15 protein-coding genes are annotated in these 19,338 nt (G+C 64.0%); 10 read left to right on the top strand and 5 right to left on the bottom strand.

Annotated features, from left to right (window positions below):
• Positions 1–4: 4 nt before the first annotated feature.
• Entirely contained in the window at positions 5–2,500 is a 2,496-nt protein-coding gene (locus ENJ54_02045; GenBank protein HFC08626.1) for a DUF87 domain-containing protein, read from the bottom strand.
• Between the two features lie 78 nt (positions 2,501–2,578).
• Positions 2,579–3,823 (bottom strand): tetratricopeptide repeat protein, encoded by a 1,245-nt coding sequence (locus tag ENJ54_02050; protein ID HFC08627.1) that lies wholly within the window; start codon positions 3,821–3,823, stop codon positions 2,579–2,581.
• 51 nt (positions 3,824–3,874) lie between these two features.
• Here ENJ54_02050 and miaB point away from each other — a divergent pair, with 51 nt between their 5' ends.
• The 10 genes from miaB to ENJ54_02100 all read left to right on the top strand — a co-directional run bounded on the left by miaB (position 3,875) and on the right by ENJ54_02100 (position 16,985).
• The gene (gene miaB / locus ENJ54_02055) at positions 3,875–5,230 is read left to right on the top strand and encodes a tRNA (N6-isopentenyl adenosine(37)-C2)-methylthiotransferase MiaB (protein HFC08628.1); all 1,356 of its coding nucleotides are present in this window, start codon (positions 3,875–3,877) and stop codon (positions 5,228–5,230) included.
• Between the two features lie 267 nt (positions 5,231–5,497).
• On the top strand, positions 5,498–6,634 hold the full coding sequence (locus tag ENJ54_02060) for a hypothetical protein (protein ID HFC08629.1): 1,137 nt from the start codon (positions 5,498–5,500) through the stop codon (positions 6,632–6,634).
• A gap of 244 nt (positions 6,635–6,878) precedes the next feature.
• Positions 6,879–7,565 carry a creatininase family protein gene (locus ENJ54_02065; GenBank protein ID HFC08630.1) on the top strand — a complete coding sequence of 229 codons (687 nt, stop codon included), beginning with the start codon at positions 6,879–6,881 and terminating at the stop codon, positions 7,563–7,565.
• A 30-nt stretch (positions 7,566–7,595) separates the two neighbouring features.
• The gene (locus ENJ54_02070) at positions 7,596–10,991 is read left to right on the top strand and encodes a diguanylate cyclase (GenBank protein ID HFC08631.1); all 3,396 of its coding nucleotides are present in this window, start codon (positions 7,596–7,598) and stop codon (positions 10,989–10,991) included.
• On the top strand, positions 10,988–11,374 hold the full coding sequence (locus ENJ54_02075; GenBank protein HFC08632.1) for a RidA family protein: 387 nt from the start codon (positions 10,988–10,990) through the stop codon (positions 11,372–11,374). The genes ENJ54_02070 and ENJ54_02075 overlap by 4 nt, the downstream gene beginning before the upstream one ends.
• A gap of 67 nt (positions 11,375–11,441) precedes the next feature.
• Complete coding sequence (locus ENJ54_02080; protein HFC08633.1) at positions 11,442–12,071, top strand: response regulator transcription factor; 630 nt, start codon at positions 11,442–11,444, stop codon at positions 12,069–12,071.
• Entirely contained in the window at positions 12,072–13,439 is a 1,368-nt protein-coding gene (locus ENJ54_02085) for a HAMP domain-containing histidine kinase (GenBank protein ID HFC08634.1), read from the top strand. It abuts the gene before it with no gap.
• 100 nt (positions 13,440–13,539) lie between these two features.
• Positions 13,540–14,553: a glycosyltransferase family 2 protein gene (locus ENJ54_02090; GenBank protein HFC08635.1), complete on the top strand. Its 1,014-nt coding sequence runs from the start codon at positions 13,540–13,542 to the stop codon at positions 14,551–14,553.
• 66 nt (positions 14,554–14,619) lie between these two features.
• Positions 14,620–16,050, top strand: a complete 1,431-nt coding sequence (locus tag ENJ54_02095) for a sugar transferase (GenBank protein HFC08636.1) — start codon at positions 14,620–14,622, stop codon at positions 16,048–16,050.
• On the top strand, positions 16,047–16,985 hold the full coding sequence (locus ENJ54_02100; protein ID HFC08637.1) for an SDR family oxidoreductase: 939 nt from the start codon (positions 16,047–16,049) through the stop codon (positions 16,983–16,985). Before ENJ54_02095 ends, ENJ54_02100 begins: the two co-directional genes overlap by 4 nt.
• 163 nt (positions 16,986–17,148) lie before the next feature.
• Here the strand turns inward: ENJ54_02100 and ENJ54_02105 are convergent, their stop codons facing one another.
• From ENJ54_02105 to ENJ54_02115, 3 genes are read right to left on the bottom strand one after another with little or no spacing between them, the layout of a single operon-like run.
• Positions 17,149–17,361 carry a hypothetical protein gene (locus ENJ54_02105; protein ID HFC08638.1) on the bottom strand — a complete coding sequence of 71 codons (213 nt, stop codon included), beginning with the start codon at positions 17,359–17,361 and terminating at the stop codon, positions 17,149–17,151.
• 39 nt (positions 17,362–17,400) lie between these two features.
• Entirely contained in the window at positions 17,401–18,201 is an 801-nt protein-coding gene (locus tag ENJ54_02110; GenBank protein ID HFC08639.1) for a biotin--[acetyl-CoA-carboxylase] ligase, read from the bottom strand.
• Positions 18,198–19,301, bottom strand: a complete 1,104-nt coding sequence (locus ENJ54_02115; GenBank protein ID HFC08640.1) for a flippase-like domain-containing protein — start codon at positions 19,299–19,301, stop codon at positions 18,198–18,200. Before ENJ54_02115 ends, ENJ54_02110 begins: the two co-directional genes overlap by 4 nt.
• Positions 19,302–19,338: the final 37 nt, after the last annotated feature.

Genomic DNA, 19,338 nt, shown 5'->3' on the forward strand with positions numbered 1-19,338 from the left:
GGATTTACCCCGCAAACGCGGGAATTTCTTCTTCTCCCTGCGGCGTTTCCACCACATAGTGCGGCACCCACGCCACGCCAAAGAGTTCCACCAGCACATCTTTCTTGTACGGCCGCACGGGGATTTCTTCTACCTCCTCCACCACATCGGCCCACTTGCGGCGGACGTCTTCCAGTGCGGCTTCCTTTTCCTTCTCCAACTCAGCAATCTGTTGCTTGTAATCGGCGATCGCGGCTTCCGATTCCTCAATGTCGGCTTTGGCTTTTTCGGTGAGGCGATGTTTGGTGAGCGAGGTGCTCATCCGCCGCCGCCGCCCCATGAACAGGCTCAGGACGTTTTCGGCATGGGTGCCGAGTTCTTCCATCTTGCGCTGCTGATATTCTTCCTCGTCCTCGGCCAGTTCCCGCTCTTCACGCGCCAGCCGCTCTTTCAGGCGCTCGATCTTGCGGTCGTATTTGGCCGCGATTTTGTCCAGTTCGGCCTGCATTTTTTCGCGGGCGGCTTCGGTGCACATCCGCCGGAAGTCGGCCTGGGAAACCTCCGGCCCGGCGTACACTTTCAGGGCTTCGTTGGCACGGATGGTCACTTCGGTTTCCCGATAGACGAAGTCGGCAAAGTCGCGGCGCAGGGCTTTCAGGGCCTTGGCGTCGGTCAGGGGGGCTTCCAGGGGCAGGAACGCGGCGTTGGGCAGCGGGGCGCGGTCGAAGCGGCGGTCGTCGACGGGGTGCTCCAGCAGGAAATCTTCCCAGCGCACCACGCCAGAACGCGCAATCTCGTGCACGAGGGCGGTGCGGGCAATTTCGGAATTCAAGCGATACTTGCGCTGGGTGAGCCGCACCCGCGCCTGCGCCAGCAGCACCGGGCGGTAACGCACGCCGCGGGCCTGGGCGTCGGGGGGAAGGTGGGCGCCCGCGGCCTGGATGGCTTCCGAAAGGGTGAGGTTCTGGGGCAGGAAGTATTCCGCCACGCCGCGGGGCACCGCGGGGCGGGTCGTCGTGCCCGTTTTAGGGGAAGCCGCCGTGGGCGGGGCAGCGGGCTTTTGGGCCGCGGCAGGTGTTTGGGGCGCGGCGGGGGCGGCTTCCTGCACCGGGGCGGCCTCGGCGCCCGCCAAGCGGTTGAGCGCCGGAATCTGGGCGCGAGTGAGGGGGCCGGGCAGGTAGTTCATCGCCCAGCGGGTGTGGAAGACCACCGGCTCGCTTTCGTGCACATTGTGCAGCAGGAAAACCCGCTTCCGCAGGCTGGAAATCAGGCGGTCGTAGGTTTGCCGGTCCACGCCGGGGGAAGCCCCCTGCAGCCCGTCGAGCAGGCGCTGCTTGTCGCGGTCGGTTTGCAGTTTGCCAATCGCCCACGTGCCCATGTTGGAAAGCGCCTTGTAGTCCACATCCACCGGATTTTGGGTAACCAGCACCAGCCCAAGGCCGAAGGCGCGCGCCTGCTTGAGCATCCGCAGCATGGGCTGTTTGGAAGGCGGGTTGGCGGTGGGCGGCAGGTAGCCGTAGATTTCGTCGAAGTAGAGGATGGCGCGCAGCGCGTCGGAGCCGGGCTGGGTGCGCATCCAGGTTTCCACCGCCGCGAAGAGCAGGGTGACGAAGAACATGCGCTCCTGGTCGCTGAGGTGGGCGAGGTAGAACACGCTGTGCCGCGGCTTGCCGTCGGGGGCGAAGAGCAGGCTGGGGATGTCTAAGGGCTGGCCGGTGAGCCAGGTCTGGAAAGTGGGCGCGGCCAGGATGTTGTTGAGCAGCATGGCCAGTTCGGCGCGTTCCTGCGCGGGGAAGAAGGTTTCCAGGTCGAACACGCCGAGTTTCTCGAAGGGCGGGTTCTGGGTTTGCAAAATCAGTTCGGCTAAGGTCAGGTCTTTGCCCTGCTGCCAGGCGCGCTGGAAGATGTTGCTCAGCAAGATGTGTTCGCGCGAGCGCACCGGGTCGACGTCGTCCATCCCCACCAGGCCGAGCAGCGCGGTGACGGTGCCCTGGATTTTTTCCAGCAGCAGTTCGCGGTTGCCTTCCCAGGGGATGTCGGGGGCTTTGAGGGAGGCCAGGATGGAAATGGGGATGCCCGCGTCGGAGCCGGGGGTGTAGACGGCGAAGTGGGCGGCCTCGGTGAGGGCGCGGATGCGGTCGGGGCCGATGCCCCACTTGGCGAGGCCGTTGCGCCACAGGTCGGCGGTGGCCTGGGCAACCTCGGCCACGGATTTGCCCGCGCGGCGGGCTTCGTCGGGGTTGATCCACGGCGCGAAGTCTTCGGGCCGCAGTTCGGGGAAGTGCAGCAGCGCGTTGGTGATGTCGCCTTTGGGGTCGATCAGCAGCGCGGGGATGCCCTGCAGGGCGGCCTCTTCCAGCAGGTCAATGCACAGGCCAGTTTTGCCGCTGCCGGTCATACCGACGACAAACGCGTGGGTGGTCAGGTCGTCGGGGTCGTAGAGCACCGGCTGGTCGGTGACTTTGCCTGCTTTCAGGTCGTAGAGGTTGCCTAAGTAAAACTTGCCGTGGGTATCGAGCATAATTTCCTCCAAATGAAACCGCAGATTTCACAGATTACGCAGAAAAAATCTGTGTCATCTGCGTAATCTGCGGTTCTTTTACGGCCGCGCGCCCAAGAATTTTAGCGCGTATTTGGCGTCTTCGTAGTGCGGGTTGGCTTCCAGCGCGGCGCGAAATTCATCGATGGCTTCCCGTTTTTTGCCTAAGCGGTAGAGTGCCCAGCCGCGCCAGAGATGGGCTTCCTCGGAATTGGGCGTGATTTGGAGCGCGTAGTCGGTCAGCGAGAGCAGGTCGTCGAAGCGGGCGGTGTGGAAATAGGCAATGAAGGGGCCAAACTGATAGCGCAGGAAACGCTGGGGCAGGCCGATTTTGAGGGCTTTGTCGTAAGCCATCGCAGCCTCGCCGTAGCGTTCAAAGTAAAGCAGGTTGGTGCCCAGGTTGAACCACGCGTAGGCATCGTTGGGGTTTTCTTGTGTGGCCTGCTGCATGGCTTTGAGTGCCTTGCGGCGGTTGACGTCGGTGTTCCAGTCCTCGCCGAGCAGCGCCTTGACCGCATCGGTACGGGTGTTGGGGAAGACAAGGATATAGACGAAGTTGAAGGCTTCCCAATTACTGCGCAGGGTGGCGTAAGGCACGCGGCGGTTGGGGCCGCGGAACGAATCCTGGGTGATGAATTCCTGTGCGCTATCGTCGTAACCGGTGATGAGCAGGTAATGCGCTGCCCAGCGGTCGTCGTTGGGCCAGTATTGCTCTTCGAACATCATGCTTTCTTCAATCATCACCGGCATCCCGGAAGCCAGGAAGCGCTTCAGGGTTTCCAGATTGCCGCCCACGCGGTAAATTGCGCTGAAGCCCTTGATGCGGTTGTTCACAAACCCCGCCAGTTCTTCCACATTCACATTGCGGTCGCCGCGCTTGGGCTTGACCACCCGCGAAATGTCATACTGGTCGCCATCCCACCCCCACCAGCGCAGGTAGAGGGCCAGGGTGGTGGGGCCGCAGTTGTTCCAGTCCTGCGATTCCCACTTGGGGGGCTTGAGGAGCACCTGCGGCGGCAGCGGCGTGGGGGAAGGCGTGGGCGTGGCCGTGGGGCCGGGGGTGGGCGTTGGCGCAGGGGAAGGCACCAGGGTGGGCGTGGCCGTCGCCGGATTCCCGGCAGGCGTCACCGGCCTGGGTGTGGGCGGCTGCGCCGCCACCGGATGCAGCCGCATGCGCAGCGTGGTTTCCAGGGCATCCACCCGCCAGGCAAGGCGGCGGTTGATTGGAGGCAGAAAGTACAGACCAACCAGCACAAGCAGGGCGCTGAGCACCCCCAGCAGGTAGGCTCGAATGGGGGTTTTCATGGCTTTATGGTATCCTTAATGGACAGATTTTACCACCTTTGGAAAAGGAACATGCGCTATTACATTTGGACCATTGGCTGTCAGATGAACGTTGCCGACTCCCACCGCGTGGCCTCGGCGCTGGAAAAACTGGGCTATCGGGAAGCCGCCAGTGCGGAGGAAGCCGACGTGGTGGTGCTCAACACCTGTGCGGTGCGCCAAAGTGCAGAAGACAAGGCTTACGGGCGGCTGATGTCGCTCAAATCGCTGAAACGCAAACGCCCCCACATGGTCATCAACATGATGGGCTGCGTGGTCGGTCTCAAGGGGCACGACCGACTGAAACAGCGCTTCCCCTTCGTGGATGTGTTCTCGCCGCCTTCCGACCCCGGCCCGCTGCTTTCGCTGCTTGCGCAACGCGAGCACAAGCAAATGGAAGAAGCCGAAACCGCCCGCCGCTTCGCGCTGCAGGATGGTGACCTGGTGCTGCCGCGTTCCCTGCGGGGACGGCTGGTGAGCGAACACGTGCCCGTGGTGCTGGGTTGCTCCCACGCCTGCACCTACTGCGTGATTCCCTACCGCCGCGGCGTGGAACGCAGCCGCCCGCCCGAAGTCATTTTGGCCGAGGTGCGCTCGCTGGCTGCCCAGGGCGTGAAGGAGGTCACCCTGTTGGGGCAAATCGTCGACCGCTACGGCAAAGACCTGGAAGGCGTGAACCTGGCGTGGCTGCTGCGCCGCGTGCACGAAGTGGAAGGCATCGAGCGCATCCGCTTTTTGACCTCGCATCCGCTGTGGATGACCGACGAATTGCTGGAAGCCGTGGCCGAACTGCCGAAGGTGATGCCGCACATTGAGGTGCCGGTGCAGGCAGGCGACGACGAAGTGCTTGCCAACATGCGCCGCGGCTACACCGCCGAAGACTACCGCCGCCTGGTGGAAAAAATCCGCGCCACCATCCCCGGCGTGGCGATTGCCACCGACGTGATCGTGGGCTTCCCGGGCGAAACCGCCGGGCAATTCCAGCGCACCTACGACCTGCTGGCTGAGTTGAAACTGGATGTAGTGCACCTGGCACGCTATTCCGAGCGGCCGGGCACGGTGGCGGCGCGCAAAATGCGCGACGACGTGCCCGAAGAAGAGAAAATGCGCCGCTTCCGCCTCATCGAAGAACTGCAGGAAGGCATCAGCGCGGAAATCAACCGCCGCTATTTGGGCGAAAAGGTGCCGGTGCTGTTCGAAGAAAAAGTCAAAGGCCGCTGGCGCGGCCGCACGCCCACCAACAAACTGGTCTTCGTGGATAGCGAAGACGACCTGCGGGGACGCGTCGAAGACGTGCTGATTACCTGGACAGGGCCGTGGTCGCTGCTGGGGCGGCTGGCCGAAGAAGTCGCGCGGCCCGCGGCGGCGTCTGCGGCTTTGAGAAAATAGGCCGCGGATAGCGCGGATTGTGGGGGGGTGCACACGGATTTTTAGGGCGCCAAGGCCGCCAAGATAACGCCAAGAGCGCCAAGGATGTTAAACGCAAAGGCGCGGAGGAAGCAAAGAACGCAAAGGGAACATCCCCAAATACTCCAACACCCCAATCCCCCCGTGCCTCTGTGGGTGTTTTTCTGCTAAACCTGTGAGGTGCGTTGTGGGGCGGGACGCCATCCCGCCCTACGGGGCAGCAAAGAAATTTAGAGGAGGGAGGGGCCAATGAAAACCTGGCAAAGGGTGTTCGCACTGCTGGCACTCGCGGTTGCGGGGGCTGCATGTGGCGGCGCTCCCGCTTCGCCCACGCCGACGGCTGCTCGCTTCCCCACGGCGACGCTTGTCCCGCCCACAGCAACCGTGGCCCCCACCCGCACACCGCAGCCATCGCCGATGCCTTCGTCCACGCCGGTGGCTTTGGGCGAGCCTTACACCCACCCCGCCGGCCTTTTCACCACACGCCCGCCCCTTGGCTGGGAAGTGGCCGACGAAGAGGACGCGTGGACTTCTTTCACGCCCTCCGAGGGCGGCGAATGGACTTTTTTCACGATCACCGCCCTCAACACGGCTGTGCCACTGCCCGAGGAAAGCCTGCAGCGCTTGGTGGCAGGCTACCTGCAAACGTACGCTGTGGAAGTCGAACCTGTGGAAACGAAGACGGGGGAACATACCGTTTATGTGCATCAACACTGGAAAACGGACGAAGGAGTCATGGATTACCGTTTGCTTGCACGGCAAGACGGCGCGGCGGCGCTGCTCATTGAGTTGAGCGTGCCCATCGAGGAGGCTTCCCAGGCCAGGGCCTGGTGGGGAGCGCTGGTGCCGCAGGTATCCGGTAACCGCAGCCTCATTGAAGATAAGCCGCCCTACAATGCCTTGCGGGCTTTCTCGTGTTACGACGATTTCTGTTCGCTCGATGCACCGGTAGGCTGGTATCGCACGGTGACAAAGCACGACATGGCAGTAGCCTACCGCCTGGAATCCCCCGACGGGCGGGCTTTCATCGAGACCGTGGTGGATGAGACCGGCGCCGACCTTTCATCACAGGCGGCTCGCAAAGCCGCGTGGCGGCTGGTGCGCCAGTTCGATGCCGACGATGCGCAGGAACTCCCCGGCAGGGCTGCCGGAAGCCAGTTTTTCGGTGAGGCTGAGGCCGATGAGGAAGCTAACGGTGATGGCGGGGACTTTGCGTGGGCTTCCCAACGCTTAGGGATGGAAGGGAAAACCCACTACGATGTTTGTCAGGGGCAAACGTTGGTGCTGCTGAATTTTGTCGCCACGGATGACGCCCGGACGGCCTACGAGAACATCTGGGATACCGCCCTGGGTTCCTACGAAATCCCCTGGTGGGAGCAGCCGTAAAGCATACGCTGGCGCGCCGGGAAAGCCCACCACAGACACCATGCTATCTATGCAAACGCCCTTTCCTTCAAACCGCCCGCCGATGGCCGAATGGCAAACGAGCAGGCCAAAGTGGCGGGAAGGGCGAAGCCACACCTCTGCAATTGCAGGCACCTGCTGCCTTTTGTCAGCCAACGAGGTGAAGGGGTAAGGGGAAAGCGTAAGGGTATAATTGAGACAACATTATGGCTGTAAGGAGGCCACCGTGCGTTTTGACGACCTGAACTGGATGGACATAGAACACTACCTCGAGCACGATGACCGCTTGATGGTGGTGTTGGGCGCTTGTGAACAACACGCCTATTTGAGCCTGACCACCGATGTCAAAGTGCCCCTGGCGCTGGCCGACGCCGCCAGCCGTCGCACGGGGGTGCTGGTTGCCCCGCCCCTCAACTTCGGCGCGTCGCCCTATTTTCTCGCCTACCCCGGCACCATCAGCCTGCGCCTCAGCACCCTGCTGGATGTGGTAGAAGACATGGTGCGCTCGGTGCACGGCTACGGCTTTCGCCGCCTGCTCTTCCTCAACGGCCACGGGGGGAACATTCCAGTACGGGGGCGCCTTTACGAACTGGCTTCCCAACTGCCCGACCTGCGCATCGCATGGTACGACTGGTGGCTTTCCGACACCGTCAAGCGAGTGGCCGAAAAGCATGGCCTGCAACCCGCCCATGCCAACTGGCTGGAAGCCTTCCCCTTCACCATCGTAGGCGAGATGCCGGAAGAATACAAAGCGCCGCCCAAAGTGCCGGGTTTGCTCGGCGCGCAGGAAGCCCGCAAAGTGTATGGCGACGGCTCGTTTGGCGGGCCGTATCGCGCTCCTGAAGCCGTGATGGATGAGTTGTTTCGCGAGGCGTTAGAAGACGTGCTCAACCTGTTGCAATTTGATGCGTAAGGTGAGCGGCGTAAGCCGCTCGGGTGCCCCATGGCGTCGGTGCTTCCGCTCGACGAATTGACGCGTGTCTTGACCCGAAGCGCGGGGGAGGAAATCTTACAACGGGTGCTGCAACGCGGCGCGCCCGTGGCGGTCCTTTTCGTTGACATTGACCATTTCAAAAGCATCAACGACGCCTTTGGGCACGAAGTGGGCGACCACGCCTTGCAATTCGTGGCCGAGCGCCTGCGAGCAGTGGTCGGCCAACAGGGGCACGTCGCCCGCTATGGCGGCGACGAGTTCTTCATCGTCCTGCCCCAAGCCGATGAGATCATGGGGCGCACCATCGGCGAGCAACTGCTGGAAGACCTGGGCGGGCGGGTCGTTTCGCCGGCCTACCCTTTGCATTTGCGGCTGAGCATCGGCATGGCATTGGGGCCGCGCGACGGCACCACCCCTGCCGTCCTGCTGCGCACCGCCGACCGGCGGCACTACTTCGCTAAACATGCCGGGGGGCACTGCCTGGTAGCCACCGACCGGCGGGCTACGGGAGAACTAGTAGCCGTGCCGCGCCGCCCCATTGGGCAACGTCAGCAATTGGCCTTGCTCTACACCCGCCTGGAAGAACTATTGCACCATAGCAGTGGCGTCATTCGAGTGCAAGCGCCGCCCTATGGCGGGGCAGACAACTTCCTTCGCATTGCCCAAGACATCAGCCGCCTGCAAGGCTACCTCGTTGTCCCCGTCGAGGCCACACCCCCTCGCCATTTACGCTACCTCGGCGCGCTCAGCCACGCCGTGGCCCACGCCCTCAGCCAGCAAGGGGAAAGCATCCCACCGCTGGAAACCCCCGCCCAGCTCTTGCGCGCCCTGAAGCACCTGCTGCAGGTCGCCCAACCAGCCAAAGGGCTGCTGTTGACCATCACCAACGCCGCCTGGCTGGATGAAGCCAGTGTGCAGGTAGTCCAGCACCTCTTGCGTCTGCCAGAAGGCTTTGAACACGTCGGTCTGGTCTATGCTGCGGTAGGAAACGCCCAAACGCGCTTCCGGGCGCCCATGTATGCCAACATCACCCTGCCGCCGCTCGACCGACACGAAGTCAAAGCCTGGATCCGGCACGCTCTGCGGTGGGAACCTCCTGAAGTGCTGGCGCGCTGGGTTTGGGAGCAAACAGAAGGGCTACCCGAAAAAATCCACCAAACACTGGCTGCGCTGGTGCACCGCGGCTACCTGCAGCCACAGCCGGAAGGCTGGCGCTGGCAACTGCCCACCGACTGGGATCCCCCCACACCCAACCACGCCGATCCTGCCCAAATCGGGGTGCCTTCTGACCTGCCTCTGCTGTTCGGGCGCAATCGCGAACTCTGGACCCTGCAAGAAGCCGTCAAAAAATTCCCCCTGGTGACGGTAAGCGGCGCGGGGGGCGTCGGCAAAAGCCGCTTGCTGCAACAACTGGCGCTGGAAAGCCACAAGCACTTTCCGGATGGCGTGCGCTACATCGCGCTGGAAGGCGTAAGCGGCGACCGCCTGGCCGCTGCCCTGGCGCGCGGCTTACGGATTCCCCTGCAAATGCGCGGCGAGATCTTCCCGCAAATTACCCAGCACCTCCAAAGCCGCCGCATGTTGCTGGTGCTGGACGGGGTAGCCGCTGCACCAGAAGCCACCATGCTGCTGAGCCGTTTAGCCAATGCCGTGCCCCAAAACCGGATGGTGGTGGGTACCCTGTGGCAATTGCACCTGCCCACCGAGCACGTCATCCGCCTGGCAGGGCTGGAAACGAGCGAAGAAGAGGGAACTTCGCCAGCCGCGCATCTCTTCTTCCACATCGCGCGCCGCAGCGGCGGGGGGCAGCATTGCGGCGAAGGGCGCGGGCGTGAAGAAGTCGAAGAAATTTGCCGCTGGGCTGAAGGCTCGCCCATGGCCGTGCGCATTCTGGCCTCATGGTGCAACACCCTCACGCCCGCGCAAATTCTGGAATCGCTAAGCCATGTCAAAACCCGCACCAACCCCCTGGAAGCCGCGCTGGATGCCTTTTGGGGGGCGCTCTCGCCCGATGAGCGCCGTCGTTTGGCGCTGTTAGCCTTGTTTGAAGGGGCCTTCCCCCTGGCCGCCGCGCGCGAAGTGGCCGACGCCTCGCTTTTCTTCCTTGACGCGTTGGCCGCCAAAACCTATCTTTCCCGGCGCGGAGGGGGGCGGTTTTACCTGCACCCCCTTTTGCAGCAATATGCCCGTGTGCGCCTGCAGGCTTTCCCCGACGACGTGACTCGCGCCCAGCGGCAACACGCCTTCTGGTATCTGCAACGCCTGCCCGAAACCGCCGGAGCCCACACCGAAGCCGAGCGCTGGGGCTTCCTGGCTTCCGAAGACGACATCCCCGACATCACCAAAGCCTGGCGTTGGGCACTTCACCACCGGGAAGCCGCGCTGCTGGCAGAGGCTGCCCCGTGGGTGTTCCCCTCCCTGGGGGAACTGAACCAGTTTGCCGAAACCTTCGCGCTGGTGGATGAAAGCGTGGCCCACCTGCGGCGGTGGGAAACGCGACAACGCGACCGGGATTACTTCCGGCTTCGGGCCTACCTCGAGGTGGTGCGGGCCGAGTTCTATTACCACTTCGGCGACTACCAAGAAGCGTTGCACATCCTCCGGCGAGTCTACCGGCGGCAATTCCCCTCCCTCCCGCCGCTGCACCAGGCCCACGTGACCTCCGTTCTGGGGCGCGTCCACAGCGCCCTGGGCGACTACGCCGCGGCGGTATCCTTCATGGAACACGCCTATCAGGTTTACCAGCAAGAAGACATCGCCCCGCTGCTGCTTTCGCTGCTCAACGCCATTGGCGTCGCGGCCTACGGTCAGGGCGACCTGACCGCAGCCGAGCATTTCTTTGGGAAGGCGCTGGCGCTCAGCCGAGAGCAAAAGAAGCCTCGCGCGGTGGCGGCGCTGCTCAACAATTTGGGCAACATCGCCTGGCAACGCGGCCGCCACGAGCAGGCCGAACAAATGCTCCACGAAGCACTGCGCCTGCTAAAAGGGGAAGACCCACCCAGCCTGAAAGCCTCGGTGCTGGACAGCGTCGCGCGGGTGGAAAGCGCACAAGGGGCTTACCAGCGGGCCCTCAACCACCTCAACGAAGCCATCTCGCTTTCCCGACGCATCAGCGCCTGGCCGAACGCGCTGGTTGCCATGAGCACCGTCGCCCAGGTGTGGGCAGAAATCGGGCACGCCAAAGAGGCGGCCGATTTGCTCGCCACCATTACCCGCTGCCAGGAACTGCCCCATTACGACTATGCCCAGGTGCAAGCAATCATGCAGCGCCTGCCGGAAGGCAACCCCTTGGCGCTTTCCGACGTCGACGCATTGACCCAGTATGTGCTCCACCAAAACCGCTTGTGGGGCATGGAATTGAGCCATGCCCCACAAGCAGATCCTTCTCCAGGAGGTTCACCATGAAAAAGCAAATCATCACCACCGACAAAGCGCCCAAGGCCATTGGGCCATATTCCGCCGCGGTGCGCGTTGGCGACTTCGTGTACACCGCCGGGCAAATTGGCATCGACCCGGCGACAGGCGAAGTGGTCTCCGGCGGCATCGAAGCCGAAACGCGCCAGGCGTTGACCAACCTCAAGCACATTCTGGAAGCCGCAGGGGCCTCGCTGGATAGCGTGGTCAAAACCACGGTCTTCCTGCGCGATATCAACGACTTCGCCCGCATGAACGCCGTTTACGCCGAATTCTTCACCGCCAACCCGCCGGCGCGCTCGGCGGTGCAGGCTGCCGCGCTGCCCAAAGGCGTCGCGGTGGAAATCGAAGCCGTGGCCTTCGTGGAGGGCTGAATTGTCCACCGACCGCCCGCTCGTGCTTGTGGTGGATGACGAACCGCACATCGTCCAGCTCACCCGCATGTATCTGGAGCGGGAAGGCTATCGTGTGCACAGCGTGGGCGATGGCGAGGCTGCCCTGGCCGCGGTGGCTTCCCTGCACCCCGAGGCCATTGTGCTCGACATCATGCTGCCCAAACTGGACGGGCTGGAAGTCGTCCGCCGGCTGCGCGCCGACGAGGACCCAGTGCCCATCATCATGCTTACCGCCCGCGACGACGATTACGACAAAATCCTTGGACTGGAACTCGGCGCGGACGACTACCTGACCAAACCCTTCAACCCACGGGAACTGGTCGCGCGGGTCAAGGCGCTGCTGCGCCGGCAGGAACGCTTTGCCGCGCAGGCGGCGGCGCAGCCCAGGCCCGTGCGCCTTGGCAACACCGAAATTGACCCTGCGGCGCGAGAAGTGCGGGTTGCCGGTCGCGAAGTGCCCTTGCGCGCCCAGGAATTTGAACTGCTGTGGGTCTTCGTGCAGCACCGCGGCATGGTGCTCAGCCGCGAGCAGTTGCTGCGGCTGGCCTGGGGCTACGACTACGTCGGCCAAACGCGCACGGTGGATGTGCACATCGCCCAGTTGCGCAAGAAACTGGGCGAAAGTGACCTCAAGATCGAAACCGTAACCGGCGTGGGCTACAAACTGGCGGTGTAAATGCTTCATTCCCTACGGGCACGTTTGCTGTTGACCTACCTTGCCATCATTGCCGTGGTGCTGGGGGTCGTTGCGGCAGCCCTGGCAGTGCTGATTATCCGCAACCCGGCCATCTACCGGCGGGTGTACACCCGCCAGGCGCTGGCCCTGCAAATTGCGCGGCGGCGGCTGGAATCTGGCCCCGTGGAAGAGCCTGCGCTGGCCTGGCGCGAAGCCGTCCGCATCGCCGAAGTGTTGCAGGCACGCGCGTTGGTGCTTTCCCCCGACGGGCAGGTGTGGCGCGACACTGCCCCCACCGCGCCGGCGTTGCACTTCCCACCGCTCACAGGCAAAGACGTTCAGCACGGGCGGGTGCGCGCTGCCGATGGCAGCCCGTGGGCTTATTCCGCCCTGCGGGTGCGCAACGGCTGGTGGCTGGTTATCGCCGAGCCTCTGCCCCGCCCCCTCGAAATGCTCTGGCGCAACCGCCAGGACTGGCTGGTGCCGCTCGCCGAAGCCGCCGTGCTCGCCCTTTTGCTGGCATTAGTGCTGGCCTGGTGGCTCAGCCGCTGGGTGGCGCGCCCCCTCCGCCGCACTGCCAAAGCCGCGCGCGCCCTGGCCGAAGGGCATTATCAGCCAGTACCTGAAGAAGGCCCCCAGGAAGCCCGCCTGCTGGCACGCACTTTCAACGAAATGGCGCGCCGCGTGGAGGCTTCCCAACGCTCACAGCGCGAATTTGTCGCCAATGTTTCGCACGAACTGAAAACCCCCATCACTTCCATCCAGGGTTTTGCCCAGGCCATCGTTGATGGCACCGCCGATGACCCCGAAAGCGTGCGCACCGCCGCCCAGGTCATTACCGAGGAAGCCGGGCGAATGCACCGCCTGGTGCTGGCCTTGCTCGACCTCGCGCGCCTGGATGCCGGAACAGCCGACCTGCGCCGCGAAGCCGTGGCGTTGCGGCCTTTGCTGGAAAACCTGTGCCTCCACTTCCGGCCGCAGGCCGAAACAGCGGGCGTGCGCCTCACCCTGGAAGCCCCTGACGGCCTGAGCGTGACCGGCGACAGCGACCGTCTGGCGCAGGTCTTCACCAATTTGCTGGACAACGCCCTCAAGCACACCCCGCGCGGCGGCGAAGTGCGCGTCCAGGCACGCCGCACGGCCGATGGCGTGGAAGTCAGCGTCAGCGACACCGGCGAGGGCATTTCCCCCGAGGTGCAAGAGCGCATTTTCGAGCGTTTCTACCGCGGCGACAAAGCCCGCAGCGGCGGCAGCGCCGGTTTGGGGCTGGCCATTGCCCGCGAAATCGTGCGTGCCCACGGCGGCGACATCACCGTACAGAGCACCCCTGGCAAAGGCAGCACCTTTGTGGTAAAACTGCGGCTATAGTCGCCATAGTCGCATGGTCTGATAGTCGGTTAGTCGCGCCTGCCTGACTATCCGACTATCAGACGATCAGACCACCCGACGCTCTGACACCCTCTCCCCCATGCCTACCGTTTCCGTCATCGTCCCGTGTTACAATGAGCAGCCCACCATCGGCCTGCTGCTGGACGCCCTCTACGCCCAGACCTACCCGCGCGAAGCGCTGGAAGTCATCATCGCCGACGGGCTTTCCACCGACGGCACTCGCGCGGCCATCGCCGCGTGGCAGGCTGCGCACCCCGACCTGGCCGTGCGGGTGGTTGACAACCCCGACCGCATCATCCCCGCGGCGCTCAACCGGGCGCTGGCCGTCGCGCGAGGCAAAATCATCGTGCGCCTCGACGCCCATTCGGTGCCCGCACCCGATTACATCGCCCGCAGCGTGGCCGCGCTGGAAGCCGGCAAAGGCGACAACGTGGGCGGCGTGTGGGAAATCTGCCCCGGTGGAGAAGGCTGGCTGGCCGAGTGCATCGCGGCCGCGGCCGCGCACCCGCTGGGCGTCGGCGACGCCCGCTACCGCTACGCCTCCACCGCCGCCGCGGTCGATACCGTGCCCTTTGGCGCTTTCTACCGCCGCCTGATCGAGCGCATCGGCGGGTTCGACGAGAGCCTGCTGACCAACGAAGATTACGAGTTCAACACGCGCGTGCGCGAATCGGGCGGCACGGTATGGCTCGACCCCAGCATCCGCTCAGCCTACTTTGCCCGCCCCACCTTGCGGGCGCTGGCGCGACAATACTGGCGCTACGGCTACTGGAAGGTGCAAATGCTGCGGCGCTACCCCCACACCCTCCGATGGCGGCAGGCATTGCCGCCGCTCTTCGTGTTGGTGCTGGGGGTGTTGGCCATCGCGGCCACGGTCTGGTGGCCGGCGCGGGTGCTGTTGGGCTTCCAACTCGGCGGATACGCGCTGGCGCTGCTGGGCGCGGGGTTGCACTTGGCCGTGCGGCGACGCAAACCGGCCTGCGTAGTGGGCGCGCCGCTGGCTATGGCAACCATGCACCTGGCCTGGGGCGCGGGCTTCCTGTCGGGCATCGTGTCTCCGCCGCGGGCCGCGAACACACTTTCCCAGCGATAACACCGCCGCATTCCCAATCGCCGCGTTTTCGGGCCTTCCCCCCGCCGAAGACGCACCGAGAGAACCATGCCGCCTGTGCAATCGACGCCCAAAACTTCCCCCTTTCGCTTGCGCCCGGCTGAACGGCGCACCCTGCTGCTCGCCGGTGATGTGGCCGCCGTGCTGCTCGCCTGGGCGACAGCAGTTTACTTCTGGTGGGTAGGCGACCGGCTGGTGTTCGGCTTCCCCGGCCGGGCCTACATTGCCGATTTGCCCCTTTGGTTCCACCTGCTGCCGCTGTTCTGGTTGCTGCTGCTGGTGGAACTTTACACCCCCCACAAAGCCAGCCGCTGGCGGGAAACCGTGCGCGGTGTGGTCATGGCCGCGCTGGCCGGGGGGGTGATTTATCTGGTGGTGTATTTCACCTCGCCGCCGCTGTCGCTGCCGCGTAAAGGGGTGGCCGTCTTCTTCATCGCCGCCACGGTCTACACGCTCATCTGGCGCTATTTCTACATCCGCGTTTTCAACGCGCCGCGCTTCATGCGCCGGGTGCTGGTGGTGGGCGCAGGGAAAGCCGGGCGGGCGATCTTGCAGGCCATCCACAGCATCGAGCCGCCGCCTTTCAAGGTGGTGGGCGTGCTCGATGACGACCCCCAAAAATGGGGCAACACCTTCGAAAGCGAGCCCGTGCTGGGCGGCAGCGAGCAGTTGCTGGAAATCGTGCAACGCGAAGCGGTTTCCGACATCATTGTCGCCATCAGCGGCGAGATGCACGGGCGCATGTTCCAGGCCATTTTGGACGCGCAAGAGCGTGGGGTTGAAATTGCCACCATGGCTGCCGTCTACGAGGAATTGCTGGAACGGGTGCCCATCAAGCACCTCGACGCCGACTGGCTCATCCGCTCTTTCGTGGACGAGGCGCGCGTGAGCGCTTTCTACCTGATGGGCAAACGAGCCATCGACATCCTCGGCGGGCTGGTGGGTGTGACGCTGCTGGCGGTGCTCTTCCCGTGGATTGCGTTGGCCATCGTACTGGAAAGCGGCTTCCCGATTTTCTTCAAGCAAGTGCGTTCCGGGCGAGGGGGGCGGCCTTTCACCATGCTCAAGTTTCGGAGTATGCGCCCCGTACCTCCGGGGGAAGACGAGGGCAAATGGGCTGACGACGACGCCCACCGCATCACGGCGCTGGGGCGCTTCTTGCGAAAGACCCACCTGGATGAATTTCCCCAGTTCATCAATGTGCTCACTGGCGATATGAGTGTGGTCGGCCCTCGCCCCGAACAACCAGCCCTCATCGCCGACCTGGAGAAGAAAATCCCCTTTTATCGCGCCCGCCTGCTTGTCAAGCCCGGTGTGACCGGTTGGGCGCAGGTCAATTATGGCTATGTGGCCTCGGTGCAAGATACCGAAATCAAACTGGAATACGACCTCTACTACATCAAGCACCGTAGCCTGCTCTTCGATGTGATTATCATCTTGCGGACGTTAGGCACGATTTTCGGAGGGAAGGGGCGATGAGCCTCGCCCTGGTCACAGGCGGTGCGGGGTTCATCGGCTCGCACATTGTGCGGGCCTTGCTGGCCGAGGGCTGGCAGGTGCGCGTGCTCGACGATTTTTCCAGCGGCAAGCGCGAAAACCTGGCCGGGCTGACGCCCGCGCGGCTGGAAGTGCAGGAAGGCGACCTGCGCGACCCGTTAGCCCTGCGCGCCGCGCTACGCGGGGTGGTGGTGGTGTTCCACGAAGCCGCTTTCGTCTCGGTGCCCGCCTCGATGGAAGACCCGCTCACCTGCCACGAAATCAACGATGTCGGCACGGCGCGCTTGCTGGAAGCCGCGCGGCAGGCCGGCGTCGCGCGGGTCGTGCTGGCTTCCAGCGCCGCGGTGTACGGCGACAGCACGGCCTTCCCCCTGCGCGAAGACCAGCCCCCGCGTCCCCTCTCCCCCTACGCTGCCACCAAAGCCGCCAACGAACTTTACGCCCGCCTCTACACGGCGGCTTTCGACTTGCCGGTGACTGCCTTGCGTTACTTCAACGTCTATGGCCCGCGCCAACGCCCCGATAGCCCCTACGCGGCGGCCATTCCCATTTTTGCACGGCGGATGCTGGCAGGGCAACCGCCCACCATCTTCGGCGATGGCGGGCAGCGGCGCGATTTCGTCTTCGTGGGCGACGTGGCCCAGGCCAACCTGCGCGCCGCCGAAAGCGAAGCCGCCGCGGGGGAAACCATCAACATCTGCACAGGCCATGAAGTGACCCTGCTGGAACTCCTTGCCACGCTGCAGGAACTCATCCCCGACGCACCAGCGCCGGTGTTCGCGTCCCCTCGCCCCGGCGACATCTACCGCTCGGTGGGCGACCCCACCAAAGCCGCCCGGCTGCTCGGTTTTCGCCCCCAAACTTCACTGCGGGAAGGGCTGGCCGAGGTGGTAGCCTGGATGCGAACCACCGCCTGAAAAGTCCCCAGGCGAGAAAGGCTCGGGGGCGGCAAAGCCACTTCAACCCAAACGCGCGAAAGGCCATTCGACCTGAAGGCCAAATGAGCGCGTTTCGGCCAAAAAACGCCAAAACCCGCCGTTTCGGCGGGTTTTTCGCGCACACGGGGGAACAACAAACCAATCAAAAGAGCGGTAGCGCAATTTTATCGGTGATGAGCAGGCAAAACGACCCCAACATGCACATGGAAAGGAAAAACAACACCGCCAGCACAAACCGCTGGACAGGCGTCATACCAAAAAGCAATTCATCTTCCGCTGTGCCGATCGCTTTAGCGGAAGTTTCGGGGTCTTCATCCTCCAAAAAATCGCCGCTCTCGCGGAAATCGTCCAACATGGTGACCTCCTCGGTAGTGCGTCGGGCGCTGGTCTAAGTTTATGGCAATTTAGGCTGGCTGTCAACCGGCCGCAGGTGGCCTTGCAGGGCATACAGGGTGTGCACATCGCCAGAAGGCAAGCGCAAGCGAAGCCCGCCGCGCGCATCGAGCCCCAGCAACACCCCTCTGACCTCGCCCGCGCGCACGCCCTGCCCGCGGTAAGCCAGGCGGCTTTCCCACGCCCGCAGAAATGCAGGGGTAGCGAGGCGATATCGCCACCACACCATGCGGCGCAGCAGCGCGGCCAGGAAACCCCACCGCGGCGGCGGGGAGCCCAGGGCATCGGCCACACACCCGGCGGGGAAATCGGCCGCCCCGGCCGGGGGTAAGGCTTCCGGTGCAAGGTTCACGCCAAGGCCCACGACCACCGCAGCGGCGCCCTCGCCTTCCCACGCGGTTTCAGCAAGCACGCCCGCGATTTTGCGGCCTTCCAGCAGCACATCGTTAGGCCATTTGAGGGAAGGCGAAAAGCCCAGGGCTTCCAGTGCCTCGGCCAGCGCCACCGCCGCCCAGGCGGTAAACCGGGCAAGGTAGGGCTGCTCGCCGGGCAAAGGCCGGGCAATGAAAGTGAAGGTCAGCGCCGCAGCCGGATGCGACCACCAGCGGTTGCCCTGTCGCCCACGGCCGCGGGTTTGCCGCTCGGCCAGCACCAGACACCCTTCCGGCGCACCTGCACCAGCCCAGGCCAACGCCTCATCATTGGTCGAGCCGGTCACGGGGTAAAAGCGCCACGTGGCCAGGGGCAATGCGCGCAATGCTTGTTGCAGCGCCGGGGGGCCAAGATGCCAACCGCCGGTCATGGCGTTCCCCCCGTGGGCGGCGGCGGAATCTGCGGCGGGGTCAGCGGCAGGCGCCCCAGCGCGCGGAAAGCCAGCGGCCCCAGCAAAAACGGCAGCCAGAAGGTAATGCCACGGTAGGCCAACGTGATGACGGCAGCCGCGCCCAACGATACATTGAGCGAATTGAGCGCCACCGTCATCACCCCTTCCACAATGCCGATGCCCGAGGGAGTGGGCGAAATGATCATGAACAACATCGCGACCGCGTACCCCCCCACCACTGTGCCCAACGAATGCGGAACATGGAAGGCCAGGAACACCAACCAGAGCACCAGCACCTGCAACATTTTGCTCACCACGCCCAGCGTGGCTGGCAGCAACACCGCATGGGGCTGGCGGCGGAGGGCTTGCAGCCCTTCCCCCGCGTCGAGAGCAAAAGTGCGCGCCCGGCTTTCGGAAAGGTAAGGGCGATGCAGCAAAGGCCACAGCAGGCGGTTGGTGCCGTGGGCCAGCGCCCCCAGCACACGCGCCAGCAAGGGGCCAGAGTAAGCCCCCAGGTAAAGCAAAGCCCCAAGCCCCAAGGCCAGGCCGGCCATCAGGATAGAGGCAATAATATCAGCCGTGGTCAAATTGTTGCGGCGGATGAGCACGACCAGCCCCAACGCCAACACTGCCAGGAACCCGGCGTATTCGAAGAAAAGGTACACCACGCCCGCGACGGTGGCACGGCTGGCTGAATAGCCCTGCTGACGGGCTTCGGCAATGTAAACGGCCAGCCCGCTCATGCCGCCGCTGGGCACCACCACGCCAAAGAAGTTTGCCCCTAAAGCCATCAACGCCAGACGAATGGGGCTTTCCTCAAGCCCCAGGGCCCGGTAAAGGATCCTCAGGTTATAGCCCGCGTTGAGGTACCACAAAACCTGCACCCCCAGGGCCAGGCCGATAAATCGCAGGTCGCCCTGCCGCAGGGTTGCCACGATGGTGTGAATTTCTGCCAGACGCCCAATGAGGAAAACAACGCCCAGCAGCAGCGCCAGGGCAAAGAGAAGTTTGCGCATGGGGGCATTATACCAAGCCAGCCAGGCCGTAGGATGCCACAAAAAAGCAGGGCGGGAAAGCATCCCGCCCTGCAGCACGGGTTCGCCTACGCGGCGTGGC

Source organism: Chloroflexota bacterium (genome assembly GCA_011322445.1).
Taxonomy (GTDB): Bacteria; Chloroflexota; Anaerolineae; order Anaerolineales; family DRMV01; genus DRMV01.

Bases quoted from the DNA above. Each gene is read 5' to 3' on its own strand.
- ENJ54_02045 (HFC08626.1), bottom strand. From the start codon at position 2,500: ATGCTCGATACCCACGGCAAGTTTTACTTAGGCAACCTCTACGACCTG.
- ENJ54_02050 (HFC08627.1), bottom strand. From the start codon at position 3,823: ATGAAAACCCCCATTCGAGCCTACCTGCTGGGGGTGCTCAGCGCCCTG.
- miaB (HFC08628.1), top strand. From the start codon at position 3,875: ATGCGCTATTACATTTGGACCATTGGCTGTCAGATGAACGTTGCCGAC.
- ENJ54_02060 (HFC08629.1), top strand. From the start codon at position 5,498: ATGAAAACCTGGCAAAGGGTGTTCGCACTGCTGGCACTCGCGGTTGCG.
- ENJ54_02070 (HFC08631.1), top strand. From the start codon at position 7,596: ATGGCGTCGGTGCTTCCGCTCGACGAATTGACGCGTGTCTTGACCCGA.
- ENJ54_02075 (HFC08632.1), top strand. From the start codon at position 10,988: ATGAAAAAGCAAATCATCACCACCGACAAAGCGCCCAAGGCCATTGGG.
- ENJ54_02080 (HFC08633.1), top strand. From the start codon at position 11,442: ATGTATCTGGAGCGGGAAGGCTATCGTGTGCACAGCGTGGGCGATGGC.
- ENJ54_02085 (HFC08634.1), top strand. From the start codon at position 12,072: ATGCTTCATTCCCTACGGGCACGTTTGCTGTTGACCTACCTTGCCATC.
- ENJ54_02090 (HFC08635.1), top strand. From the start codon at position 13,540: ATGCCTACCGTTTCCGTCATCGTCCCGTGTTACAATGAGCAGCCCACC.
- ENJ54_02095 (HFC08636.1), top strand. From the start codon at position 14,620: ATGCCGCCTGTGCAATCGACGCCCAAAACTTCCCCCTTTCGCTTGCGC.
- ENJ54_02100 (HFC08637.1), top strand. From the start codon at position 16,047: ATGAGCCTCGCCCTGGTCACAGGCGGTGCGGGGTTCATCGGCTCGCAC.
- ENJ54_02105 (HFC08638.1), bottom strand. From the start codon at position 17,361: ATGTTGGACGATTTCCGCGAGAGCGGCGATTTTTTGGAGGATGAAGAC.
- ENJ54_02110 (HFC08639.1), bottom strand. From the start codon at position 18,201: ATGACCGGCGGTTGGCATCTTGGCCCCCCGGCGCTGCAACAAGCATTG.
- ENJ54_02115 (HFC08640.1), bottom strand. From the start codon at position 19,301: ATGCTTTCCCGCCCTGCTTTTTTGTGGCATCCTACGGCCTGGCTGGCT.